Here is a 12,086-nt window from a genome sequence, read left to right as displayed (position 1 = left end):
CCTCATCACGCCCGCGCGACGAGGAGCGCGAGCACGTACACGATGAGCCACACCAGCCACAGGGTGCTCATCCGGCGCCACCCCTGCCGAAACCCGTACATCGGCGCGAGCGGCGGCACCACGAGCGCGACGAGCCCGCGCCATCGGGGCTCGCTGCGGAGCACGAGCCGCGCTGCCAGCGCGACGTGGGTGGTGACCCAGGTGGCGAACGCCAGGATGAGCGTCGCGGTCGCCGCGATATCCTTCACGGGGCGAAGCCTAGCGTCACCGGCGCGCCACGCCCCTGGAAATCAGCGACGTAGGAACGTGGAGAGCGCGGCCCGGCGACGCTCCCGCGCCCCGCGAGCCCCGGCTCTGTCGCGCTAGCAAATCCGGGCTAAGCTTGGCCCGTGCCCTTGCGCGACATACCGTGTTTTCGTCCGGGTTCCTTCCTCGCCGCGCGCGCCGTCCCGCTCGCGATCCGCTTCGGGTCGGCGATCGCGGGGGCGGCCCGCGCCCTCGTCGAGCGCGAGGCGCGCCTCATCCCCATGAGCCTGCTCGCCGGCGCCGCGTGCAGCATCGCTGTCGGCCTCGGCGCCGCGCACGCGATCTCCACGCCGCCCGACACGCTGCCGATCGCCGAGGTGAAGCCGGGCATGAAGGGATACGGCCTCACCGTCTTCTCCGGCACCACGCCCGAGAAGTTCGACGTCGAGGTCATCTCCACCCTCCGCAATTTCCGCCCGAACCAGGACCTCATCCTCATCAAGACCCAGCACCCGCGCCTCGAGGTCGCCCGCACCGTGGCCGGGATGAGCGGCAGCCCGATCTACCTGAACGGCAAGATGATCGGCGCCTACGCGTACGGCTGGCTCTTCGGCGCCGAGGCGATCGCCGGCGTCACGCCGATCAAGTCGATGCTCGACGAGCTCGCGCGGCCGCTCCCGCGGGCGATCGCCCCGAAGGTCGGCGGCCCGCTGCCCGCCCCGGTGAGCGCCATCGGCGGCGCGCCGCGCGGCAACGGCGGCGCGCCGCGCGGCAACGGCGGCGCGCCGCCCGCCGCGCCGGCCCGCCTGCACGGGGGCCGCGGCTTCGCGGGGCCCGTCGACGCCTACGATCTCGCCGGCCACGCCAGCCAGATCGCCGCGCGCGTCGCGCCGGCGCTCGCCCCGCCCGAGGCGACGAGCCTCGCGCGCGCCTCGACGCCGGTGATGCTCGGCGGGCTCGGCGGCACGTCGCTGCGCATCGCGAGCGACCTGCTCGGCCCCATGGGGCTCGAGCCGATGCAGGCCGGCGGCGGCTCGTCCGCCAACCCCGATCCGGGCGCGCCGACCAAGTACGTCGACGGGGGCGCGATCGGCGTCGAGCTCGTGCGCGGCGACATCTCCGCCATGGGCATCGGCACGGTCACGCGCGTGTCCGGCGACAAGCTGGTCGCGTTCGGCCACCCGATGATGAACGGCGGCGTCACGAACCTCCCCACCGCGATCGCCCAGGTCCACTGGATCCTCGCGAGCCAGAACCGCAGCTTCAAGATCGGCGAGGCGGTGCGCACGGTCGGCTCGCTGGTCAACGATCGGCAGGCCGCGATCGTGGTCGACAGCGCGGCCAAGGCGCCGGTCTTCCCGATGCGCGTCCAGATCGACGGCGTGGACGGCGCCCCGCACCCGACGTGGAACGTGGAGGTCGCGCACGACCAGTTCCTCGCGCCCTCCTTCGTGTCGATGGCGCTCGGCAACGCCGTCGAGGCGACCACGGCCGAGCGGCGGGACATGACCTGGCGCGCGGTGAGCCAGGTGAAGATCGGGCGCTACGGCACGATCTCGCTCGTCGACTTCGGCGCCGGCAACGGCGCCCCGCTCACCTCCGACGACTTCGTCCGCAGCCGGCTCGTCCGGTCGATGGGGGCGCTCCTCAACAACCCGTGGGAGGAGGTCGCGATCGAGCGCGTCGACACCCGCGTGAAGGTCACGTTCGACCGCGAGGTCGTCCTCCTGCGCGGCGCCAAGGTGCTCGAGCCCGAGATCGACGCGGGCGCGCCCGCGCGCATCCGCCTGGATCTCCAGCCCCACCAGGGCCCCCTGGAGTCGCGCGTCATCGAGGTGCCGATCCCGCGCGAGCTCGCCGGCGGCAAGGTGGACATCGAGCTCTCGCCCGGGTACGAGGTCGAGCGCCCGATGGCGACCCCCAACAACGTCGCCGAGCTCGTGGCGATGCTGCCGCTCCAGAACCACGACGCGGAGAGCGTCGTCGCCACGTTCAAGCTCCGGGAGAACGGCGCCGCGTACCGCGGCAAGGTCGCCTCGAGGCTCCCTCCGGGCGCGATGGACACGCTGCGCCCGAGCTCCGACTCCGACGCGCCCGAGACCTTCGGCGCGCAGGTGCAGGTGCCGATCTCCCTCAAGCGGTTTATGGTCGGGAAAGACACCGTGAGCGTCGCGGTCCGGCCTATCCTTCGCTGACCCGCGCGGCCGCCCGCCTCCATCTCCGCCCTGACCCCCCTCCTCCTGCGATCCATCTCCGCCCTGACCCCCCTCCTCCTGCGATCCATGAGCATAGAGCGCTCTCCCGCCCGTCCCCTCTCGTCACGCCCTCCCGCCCTCCCCTCGCCGCGCCGGCTCCTCGCGGCCGTCCTCGCCGCCGCGGGGCTCGTGGCGCTCCCGGCCCACGCGGTCGGCACGCGCAGCTTCGAGCTCAAGTCGCTCGAGGACCTCAAGGGCGGAGATCTCACCGGGGTCAGCGTGGACTCGAACGGCACCGTGCGCGCCGGGCTGACGCTCGGCGCGACGCCGCTGCCGGACGCGACCTCCGTCTGGAGCTCCGTGGTGCTGCCCGACGGCACGGTGCTGCTCGGCACGGGCAACGAGGGGAAGATCTACAGCGTCTCGGGAGGCCGGGTGACGCTCGCGGCGACGACCGGGCAGATGGCGGTCAGCGCCCTCGCGCTCGCGTTCGACGGCGACGTCATCGCCGGCACGTTCCCCGAGGGCAAGCTCTTCCGCTTGCCGCGCGGCGCCGGCGGCGGCGGCCCGGCCAAGCTCTTCGCCGAGCTCCCGCAGACCGAGGACGTGTGGGGGCTCGCCTACGACCCGAAGGCGAAGGCGCTCTACGCCGCGACCGGGTCCGAGGGCAGGCTGTTCCGCGTCGACGCCGCGGGCAAGGCCCAGGTGTACTTCGACAGCGACGAGCCGCACCTCATGTGCGTCGCGGTCGCGGACGACGGCGCCGTCTACGCCGGCTCGAACGGCAAGGCGCTCCTCTACAAGCTCACGGCGCCCGGCCGCGCGACCGTGCTCCACGACTTCGACGCGGACGACGTGAAGGCGATCGCGATCGCGCCGGGCGCGAAGGGCGGCGCGGTCTACGCCATCGCCAACAAGTACGCCGAGGCGTTCGCCCCCCCGAAGCGCAACCGGAGCGGGCCGCCGACCCCGCAGCCGACGCGGGCGCCGAAGCCCGGCAAGGGCGTGCTCGTGCGCTTCGATCGGAGCGGCGTCGCGGAGAAGATGATGAGCGACGACGACACGCACTACGTCTCGCTCGGCCTCGGCGACGACCTGATGCCCTACGTCGGGACCGGCGCCGAGGGCCAGCTCTACACCGTGAGCGACAACCACGTGGCGCGGCTCGTCGCCGACACCGACGAGCGCCAGGTCGGCGCCTTCATGATGGCCGGGAATCGCAGGTTCGTCGCGACCACCGACCCCGCCGTCTTCCACGAGGTGAAGGGCGTCGGCGGCGCCTCGGCGGTGTGGACGAGCAAGGTGCTCGACGCCGGGCTGCGGGCCACGTTCGGGCGCCTGACGTGGCGCTCCGACGGCGCGCTGGAGCTCGAGACGCGCAGCGGGAACACCGACACGCCGGACAGCACCTGGAGCCCGTGGTCCCCGGCGCTCGCCGCCCCGGGGGACACGAAGAGCCCGCCGGCGCGCTTCGTCCAGATCCGCGCGCGCTGGAGCCGCGATCCGGGCGCCGCGCTCCGCGAGGTGAAGCTCTCGTTCGTGACCGACAACGCGCGCGCCGTGGTCACCTCCATCGAGGCGGCGCCGAAGGGGCAGACCAAGCCCCCTCGCACGAACCTCCCGCCGTCCGGCGGGGAGGCGCCGAAGCCCGTGAGCGCGCTCCAGCTGACGTGGAAGGTCGACAATCCCGATCAGGACGACCTGCGCTATCGCCTCTCGTACCGCATGGAGGGCCAGTCGACCTGGCGCAGCATGCTCAAGCCGGGCGAGAAGGTGACGCGCGCCGAGCACGTATGGGACACGACCGCGCTCCCCGAGGGCGAGTACCGCATCCTCGTCGAGGCGAGCGACGAGCTGGCGAACCCGCCCGAGCGCACCCAGCGCCATAGCCTCGAGTCCGGCACCGTCCTCGTCGACAACACGCCGCCGGTGTTCCGGGCGCTCTCGCTGCAGGGGCGCCGGCTCACGGGCGAGGTGGCGGACGGCCTCGGCCCGGTCGCGCGCATCGAGGTCTCGATCGCCGGCCTGGAGGAGTGGCGGCCCATCTTCCCGAGCGACGGCATCTTCGACGAGCCGGTGGAGCCGTTCGAGGCGGACCTCAGCGCCGTCGTGCCGCCTGGATCGCACCTGCTCGCGGTGCGCGCCTACGACAGCGCGGGCAACGTGGTCACCCGCGACATCGAGGCGCGGTAGCCGCCGTCCCATGCCGCCTTCGCCGATCGCCCTGCGCAGCGCTCGGCGCGACATGGGCGTCATGCTTGCGCCAGGAGCGCCTGCAGGCGAGGCGCACCCGCGCTCGGCGCGCGCGCGGGAACATGCGGTCTGACGTCCCGTCCACGGGGGCTCCTGCGTCCTGGAGAGCACACCCCCTGGACGGCACATTCTGTGGATACCCGAGGACGACATGATACGCTCACTCCGCTTGTCCTTTTCTCGTGCCTCTGGAATGAGCTCCCCCCGCGCCCTTCTGGTTCACGGTCTCGCTGCGATCTCGGCGTTTGCGGTCTCCGCGTGCGGGATGTCGGGGGACGATTCCGCCGGCGGGGAGCCCAGCGATGATGGGGGGGTTGGGGGGTTCTTATCGGGATACGGGGACGGGGGCGGGTCGGCCGCGACGGCCGGATCGGGCGGCACCCCTCCGCAGGCGGGCGGCGGCGGCGGCGGCGTGGACGAGAGCGTCGATATCCCGGGGCCAACGGCGTCGCCGGACCCCTACACGCGCTTCGCGCACCTGTGCGGCGACGGCTGCACGCCGGGGGGCGATCCGACCGAGTGCTCGTCCAGCGGCGGTGAAGGGTCCGGAACGGGGGGCACCACGGCGCAGCCGCTGCATTGCCAGCTCGTGCTCGGCGAAGGCGACGCGATCCCGAGCTGCCGGCCGGTGGGCCGCTACGCGGCGGGCGGCCCGTGCCACCGCGGCATGGACTGCGCTGCCGGGCTCGGGTGTGCGGCGGCCGACGGGCAGGGCGGGGTGTGCCGGCAGTACTGCTGCGGCAACGTCGAGAGCTGCGCGCCGGGCACGTACTGCGACGAGCGATCGATGGCCGAATCGCTCGCCGAGGGGAACACCCCGGTTTCCATCCCGGTCTGCGTCCCCGCGACGAGCTGCGAGCTCCTGGACGACAGCGTGTGCCCTGCGGGCCTGACCTGCACGATCGTCCGCGAGGACGGCACGACGAGCTGCGTCGTGCCCGGCGACGGGCGAGCCGACGACCCTTGCCCGTGCGCGCCCGGCTTCGTGTGCTCGATGCTGACGAACCAGTGCAAGCAGCTCTGCCGGATCGACGGCCGATCGCATGACTGCGGCACGAACGCCAAGTGTCAGGGCGGCAGCACGGTCTACCCCCCCGGGTTCGGCGTGTGCGTCAGCACGATGTAGCTGCGACCGACCGGGGTCGCGATCGGCCGGGGTCGCTTCGTGAAAAAGTGTTGGCGCGCTGCGCTCCGGCGTGATCGGAGCGGCGGGCGCGCCCGGCCGTGGTCATGCTGGACGCGTGCAGCGCCCCCTCCTCTCCTTCGTCCTCTTCATCGGCATCTTCAGCGCCATCGTGGCAGGCGTTCACTACTACCTCTGGCAGCGCCTGGTCCGCGCGCCCGAGCTCGGCCCGCTCTGGCAGCGCATCGGCAGCGTCGCCCTGGTGGTGCTCGCGGCGCTGGTGCCGCTCGGCCTCTTCCTCAGCCGCGCGCTGCCCCGGCAGATCGGCGGCGTCGTCGCCGGCGTCGTCTACACGTGGGTCGGGCTCGCCGTCCTGCTCTTCTTCCTCCTGCTCACCTCGGAGGTCGTTCGCCTCGGCGCCCACGGCGTCACCGCGCTCCTGAACCAGCCGCTCGACGGCGATCGCCGCACGTTCCTCTCCCGCGCCATCGCCGGCACGGCCGGCGCGCTCGCCGTGGGCTTCGGCCTCGCCGGCGCCGCGAGCGCCCTCGGCGAGGTCGCCGTCCGCCCGGTGCGCGTCCGCCTCCGCCGCCTCCCCACGGCCATGTCCGGCTTCCGGATCGTCCAGCTCACCGACCTTCACATCGGCCCCACGATCGGGCGCGCGTGGCTCGAGCGCGTCGTCGCGCGGGTGAACGCCCTCAAGCCGGATCTCATCGCGATCACGGGCGATCTCGTCGACGGCTCGGTGGAGGAGCTCCGCGAGCACACCGCGCCGCTCGCCGAGCTGCGCGCCAGGCACGGGGTCTTCTTCGTGACGGGCAACCACGAGTACTACTCCGGCGTCGAGGCGTGGATCGCGGAGCTCGGCCGGCTCGGGGTGAGGGTGCTTCGCAACGAGCGCGTCTCGATCGGCGACGTCGAGCACGGCTTCGATCTGGCCGGCGTCGACGACTGGAGCGCGCGCGGCGTGGGCCGCGGCCACGGCCCGGATCTCGGCCGCGCGCTCGCGGGGCGCGACCCTTCGCGCGAGCTCGTGCTGCTCGCGCACCAGCCCAAGCAGATCCTCGAGGCCGCGGAGCGGGGGGTGGGCCTCCAGCTCAGCGGCCATACCCACGGCGGTCAGATCTTCCCCTGGGGCCTCTTCGTGCGGCTCGATCAGCCTTACGTGGCCGGCCTGTCCTCGCACGGCGAGAGCCAGATCTACGTGAGCCGCGGGACGGGCTACTGGGGTCCGCCGATGCGCGTCGGCGCGCCGTCCGAGATCTCGTTGATCGAGCTCGAGGGCGCCGCCGTGACGGAGGCCGTGGCGTAGCGGCGCCCGACAAGTGACTAGAGCGGGCGCGCCGGGTCCTTCTTGCAGTTGATGACGGACGCCGGGTAGCTGCTCGGATCGGTGATGCGCTCCATGGCGAAGGTCGAGCCCTTGAGGTTCAGGCTGATCGGCCTCGCCACGGTGCCGGTCACGTCGCCGCACACGAAGTCGGCGGGCGCGCAGAGCGTGCCCGACAGCGTGATGGTGGCCTCGAGCTCGCTGCCCGAGATCGGGTTGGCGTTGCCCGGCACGACGATCGTGGGCAGCTCCGCGGTGAACGTCCCGTCCTCGGACAGCGCGTAGGGGCCCACGTCGACCTTCGGGCCGGTGGGCGTCCGGCGATCGGCGGACTCGAGCGGCTGGAAGGTCATCGAGAAGCTCAGGCCGCCGTCGCTCGCCTCGGTGGTCAGGTCGGCCACGAAGACGATGGGCGTCCGCGGGCTGATGTACGCCGAGAGGTTGAAGAAGAACTCGCCGTCGACGACGCCTGGCTCCGGCACACAGCCGTCCCCGCCGCCGCCCGTACCGCCGCTGCCGCCGCCGCCGGCCTGGTGTTCACGGACGGTTGTATCGCGAGCTTCGAAGTCGCCGAATCTGCCCTCCGGGTCGGCGCACCCGAGGAGGAGCGCAGCGGATGCGAGGCAGGGGAGCGCGGCGGATGCGAGCGTTGTCCGGATGGAGCGGGAGAAAAGCATTTGACACCGTGCGAGGAGTGACATTTCACTCGATCGGGTCGAACATCCCGCGACCCTCAGGGGACGCAACCCTACCACGCAGGGTCTGTCGCAGGCGCCGCATTCCTCCCCTCAGAATCGAGAACACCGGCAATGCCCATCCTCCGCCACCGTCTCGCGCTCTCCGTCGGCCTCCTCGGCGGCCTTGTCTGGACCGCGCCTGCGTTCGCCGGCGGCTTCGCGACCGCGCGCTTCGGCGGCGAGCACGGCAACCCGATCACCAGCAATCCGACCGCCATCTACTACAACCCCGCTGGCATCGCCGAGAGCGAGGGGATTCACCTGTTCCTGGACGGAAATCTGGCGCTGCGCGCGGCCTCCTATACACACCCGCAGGCGCCGTCCGATGACGTGACCGCGCCGGGGGCGAACACGGGGGCGGCGAGCCTGCTCAACCTGGCCGCCTCGCCGATGCTCGGCGCGTCGGCCAAGCTCGGCGACCTGGCGCTCGGCGCCGGCGTTTACGTGCCCTTCGGCGGCGCGGCGTCCTGGGACACGAACGGCGCCTTCGAGGGCCATGGCGAGCTCGCCGGGCCGGTCGACGGGGTGCAGCGCTGGCACTCCATCGAGTCCTCGCTCCAGGCGATGTACTTCACGCTCGCCGCCGCAACCAGGATCCCGGCGCTCGGCCTCAGCCTCGGCGTCTCCGGGAACCTGATTCGGACCCAGGTGAACACCGTCCGCGCCCGCAACGCCTCCGGCGACAACCTCCTTGCGACGGAGGGGCGCTCGCTGCTCGAGGTGAGCGGCCTGCACGGGAGCTTCGGCGTCGGCGCGCTGGTCGAGGCGGTGCCGAAGCAGCTCTGGATCGGCGCGTCGTACCAGTCGCGGCCGAACGTCACGGGGGGAGAGACACTCGAGGGCACGCTCACCAACCGCTTCAACGGCGTCTCGAGCGCCCCGACCGACGTCGATCTGCACCAGGACCTGCCCGACATCGTGCGGCTCGGCGCCCGCTTCGCCCCGGCGGAGCGCCTCGAGCTCCGGCTCTTCGGCGACTGGACGCGCTGGAGCACCATGGAGAACCAGTGCCTCACCGTGGTGGGCGCGGCGTGCGAGATCCGGAGCGACGGCTCCGCCGCCGACCCGGCCGGCGTGGTGCAGAACATCGTCCGCCGCTGGGGCGACACCTTCGGCGTGCGCGCGGGCATCAGCTACTGGCCGCGGCCCTCGAGCGAGGTCTTCGGCGGCGTCGGCTACGACTCCAACGCTGTCCCGGACGACACCCTGGATCCCTCGGCCACCGATTTCCACGATGTCTCGTTCGCCGTGGGGGGCCGCTTCCAGGTCGCGGAGCGGCTGCACCTCGCCGCGTCGTACACGCACCTCTTCTACGTCGGCCGCGACACCACGGGGAAGAGCATCACCGCGGGGCTCGCGGGCAGCTCGCGGGCGCCCGACTCGGGCGGGCTCTACACGCAGAACATCGGCGTGCTCAACCTCAACGTGGATGTCGCCTTCTGAGCGGCGCCGCGGCGAGGCGCGGCGCCGCGGCGAGGCCGCTCACGGGGCGCTGCGCCGGGTCCGGCGGAGCAGGCTGAAGATCCGCGCCCCCAGCTCGGGGGCGCGGAACGGCTTGACCATGTAGTCGTCGGCGCCGCTGGCGAACGCGTAGACCATGTCCTGCGACGAGGCGTTCGCCGTCAGGAAGAGGACCGGCAGATCGCGGAGCCCGGGGTCCTGCCGCAGCGTCCGGCAGAGCTCGATGCCGTTCATCCTCGGGAGGTTCCAGTCGAGCACCACGAGGTGGAAGGGCGCGCTGCGGACGCGCTCCAGCGCCTCCTCCGCGCTGGCGACCGCGACGACGGCGAGCTCGACCGCCTCGAGCATCGTCGAGAGCATCTCCCGGATCTGCGGATCGTCGTCGACGACGAGGATCCGCGAGCCCTTGCCCTTCAGCCGGAGCGGCGCGGGGGGCGGGGGGGCCCGGCCCGCCGCGCCGGCGCCCTGGACGCCGGGCGGCGCGGCGGGTCGGACCTCGCCCTCGGCGCGGGCGAGCGCCGCCGCGTCGGTGTCGGGCATCGAGCCGGGGCGGGTCGCCTCCGTCCGCGCGAAGTCGGCGAGGCGGCGCCAGTCGCGCGGCTCGAACGTGAGCCGCGCCCCCTCGGGCGAGACGGAAGCGCACGCCGCGGCCGACGTCGCGCGGCGGTTTTCGCCCAGCTCGAAGACGGCGAGCACCCACTCGCCATCCGCGACGACCTCCCCCGCGGGCAGCCCGAGCTCGAGGTCACCCTCCTCCGGATCGCCCACGATTCGCGCGAACTGTTGCAGATCCGGGAAGCGATAGAGGACGCTCCGCACGTCCTGACGCTACACCCGCGCTAGCATCTCGCAAAGGGTCCGACTAAGCTCGCGCCGCGATGTCATTCCTGCGCTGGATGCCGCCGCTCCTCGCGTTGCTCTCGATCGGCGTCACGGGCTGTCCTGGCAACTCGGGCTCGAGCGAGCCCAAACCCGCCCCGGCTCCGGAGGTGTCCGTCTCGCTTCCAGGCGTGGACACCTCCTCGCTCACGCCCCGCGAGCGTCGAGAGTGGGGCGCCCAGGTCTCGGAGCTCCTCTCCCCCTGCCCGGACACGCCCGTGAGCATCGCGCAGTGCGTGAAGGAGCAGCGCCCCTGCAAGGCGTGCCTCCCCGCCGCGCAGCTCCTGCTCAAGCAGGTCAAGGACGGCCGGTCGAAGAAGGAGCGCGAGGACGCGTTCCGCATGCGCTTCGACGCGAACAAGGTGAAGACGCTCGCCACCGAGGGCTCGCCCGAGATGGGGCCGCCCGACGCGCCGGTCACGATCGTCGAGTGGGCCGACTTCGAGTGCCCGTTCTGCCGGCTCATGTCGCCGCTGCTCGAGGGCCTCGTGAACCGCTTCGACGGGCAGGTGCGGTTGGTCTTCAAGTTCTATCCGCTCCAGGCGCACGTCCACGGCGAGCCCGCCGCGCGCGCGGCGATCGCCGCGATGAACCAGGGCAAGTTCTGGGAGATGCACCACCTGCTCTTCGAGAACCAGGACAAGCTGGAGCAGGCCGACATCGAGCGCTACGCGCAGCGGCTCAAGCTCGACCTGGTGAAGTTCCGCGCCGACTTCGTCTCGACCGAGACGAAGTCGCGCATCGACAAGGACAAGAAGCAGGCCGAGGAGGTCGGGCTCGAGGGGACGCCCCTCATCTACATCAACGGCCGCGAGGTCAACCTGCAGCTCCTCACGAACCCGGGCGAGGATCTCGAGGGCTGGGTGACGCTCGATCTGGAGCTCCTCGGCAAGACGCCGCGGCCAGCGCCGCCGAAGCCGGCCGGCGCCGAGGCGAGCGCGCCCGGCGCGGCCCCCGCCGGCAGCACGACGCCCGCCGCCAGCGCGACCCCTGCGGCCAGCGCGACGCCCGCCGCCGGCGGCAGCGCGGCGCGCCCCGCGGCCTCTGCCGGTCCTGCCCAGCCCGCTCAGCCGAGGAAGCCTTGAAGGTCGCCGACCCGTGCGGCTGCTTCCCGACGGGCCGGCACTACCCTGGGATCGCGCACCTCCTCAAGGTGCGCGCCGTCGGCGTCGCGGTCGAGATCGACGCGGGCAGCGCCTGGATCGACCAGCCCATCGCCTTCATCGACGTCGAGACGACGGGGCGCGATCCCGCGGGGGATCGCATCATCGAGCTCGGCATCGTCATCGGCCGCGCCGGGGAGATCCTGACGCGTTACAACTGGCTCATCCATCCCGGGCGGCCGATCCCGGCGGAGAGCACCGCGATCCACGGGATCAAGGACGCGGACGTCGAGGGCAAGCCGTCGTTCGCCGAGGTCGCGGAGGAGATCCTCGCCTGCTTCAAGGGGGCGATCCCCGCGGCGTACAACGCCTCCTTCGACCGCTCGTTCCTGCTCGCCGAGCTCGAGCGCGTGGGCATGCGCCCGCGCGAGCCGCCGCCCGCCATGCGGCGGGAGGTCGACTGGATCGACCCGCTCACGTTCGCCCGCGAGCTCTACAAGAACGAGGAGAGCCGCGCCCTCGGCGACATGGCCGCTCGGCTCGGGATCACGCTGGACAAGGCGCACCGCGCGACGGACGACGCCGAGGCGGCGCTGCAGGTCCTGTACGCGTTCGCGAAGGATCCGCGGGTGCCCCGCGCCTACGGCGGCCTGATCCAGGAGCAGCGGCGGCTGGTCCGCCTGCAGGACGAAGCGCGGCGGCTCTGGCGGAAGGCTCCGGCCCCCGCGGCGCCTCCGACCTCGAAGCCCAGCTGAC

General features: G+C 72.6%; 10 protein-coding genes. 7 read left to right on the top strand and 3 right to left on the bottom strand.

The genetic code is table 11. The annotated features are described in order from the left end of the window. Positions 1 to 5 precede the first annotated feature (5 nt). On the bottom strand, positions 6 to 248 hold the full coding sequence (locus WMF20_RS42525; RefSeq protein WP_020740621.1) for a hypothetical protein: 243 nt from the start codon (positions 246 to 248) through the stop codon (positions 6 to 8). Positions 249 to 389: 141 nt separating this feature from the next. Here WMF20_RS42525 and WMF20_RS42520 point away from each other — a divergent pair, with 141 nt between their 5' ends. From WMF20_RS42520 to WMF20_RS42505, 4 genes are all read left to right on the top strand, one after another. Then, positions 390 to 2,441, top strand: coding sequence for a SpoIVB peptidase S55 domain-containing protein (locus WMF20_RS42520; RefSeq protein ID WP_437607405.1), 2,052 nt, complete (start codon positions 390 to 392; stop codon positions 2,439 to 2,441). Positions 2,442 to 2,528: 87 nt separating this feature from the next. After that, a complete protein-coding gene (locus WMF20_RS42515; protein WP_437607404.1) occupies positions 2,529 to 4,634 on the top strand; it encodes a hypothetical protein in 2,106 nt (701 codons plus the stop codon). A 472-nt stretch (positions 4,635 to 5,106) separates the two neighbouring features. Beyond that, positions 5,107 to 5,820, top strand: a complete 714-nt coding sequence (locus tag WMF20_RS42510; protein ID WP_437607403.1) for a hypothetical protein — start codon at positions 5,107 to 5,109, stop codon at positions 5,818 to 5,820. Positions 5,821 to 5,935: 115 nt separating this feature from the next. Then, complete coding sequence (locus tag WMF20_RS42505; RefSeq protein WP_437607402.1) at positions 5,936 to 7,132, top strand: metallophosphoesterase; 1,197 nt, start codon at positions 5,936 to 5,938, stop codon at positions 7,130 to 7,132. 17 nt (positions 7,133 to 7,149) lie between these two features. On the opposite strand, the gene WMF20_RS42500 is transcribed toward WMF20_RS42505, so the two are convergent. After that, positions 7,150 to 7,632, bottom strand: a complete 483-nt coding sequence (locus WMF20_RS42500) for a hypothetical protein (RefSeq protein WP_437607401.1) — start codon at positions 7,630 to 7,632, stop codon at positions 7,150 to 7,152. 327 nt (positions 7,633 to 7,959) lie between these two features. Here WMF20_RS42500 and WMF20_RS42495 point away from each other — a divergent pair, with 327 nt between their 5' ends. After that, positions 7,960 to 9,330 (top strand): OmpP1/FadL family transporter, encoded by a 1,371-nt coding sequence (locus tag WMF20_RS42495; RefSeq protein ID WP_437607400.1) that lies wholly within the window; start codon positions 7,960 to 7,962, stop codon positions 9,328 to 9,330. 39 nt (positions 9,331 to 9,369) lie between these two features. Here WMF20_RS42495 and WMF20_RS42490 read toward each other — a convergent pair whose 3' ends face one another. Continuing rightward, positions 9,370 to 10,167, bottom strand: coding sequence for a response regulator transcription factor (locus tag WMF20_RS42490; RefSeq protein WP_437607399.1), 798 nt, complete (start codon positions 10,165 to 10,167; stop codon positions 9,370 to 9,372). A 59-nt stretch (positions 10,168 to 10,226) separates the two neighbouring features. On the opposite strand from WMF20_RS42490, the gene WMF20_RS42485 reads away from it, so the two are divergent. Together WMF20_RS42485 and WMF20_RS42480 are read left to right on the top strand one after the other, a co-directional pair. Then, positions 10,227 to 11,312: a DsbA family protein gene (locus WMF20_RS42485; protein WP_272826862.1), complete on the top strand. Its 1,086-nt coding sequence runs from the start codon at positions 10,227 to 10,229 to the stop codon at positions 11,310 to 11,312. Then, on the top strand, positions 11,309 to 12,085 hold the full coding sequence (locus WMF20_RS42480) for a 3'-5' exonuclease (protein WP_437607398.1): 777 nt from the start codon (positions 11,309 to 11,311) through the stop codon (positions 12,083 to 12,085). Before WMF20_RS42485 ends, WMF20_RS42480 begins: the two co-directional genes overlap by 4 nt. Position 12,086 lies beyond the last annotated feature (1 nt).

It is taken from the genome of Sorangium sp. So ce834 (assembly GCF_051521425.1).
Taxonomy (GTDB): Bacteria; Myxococcota_A; Polyangia; order Polyangiales; family Polyangiaceae; genus Sorangium; species Sorangium cellulosum_D.
This window is presented reverse-complemented; position numbering and strand designations above follow the sequence as displayed.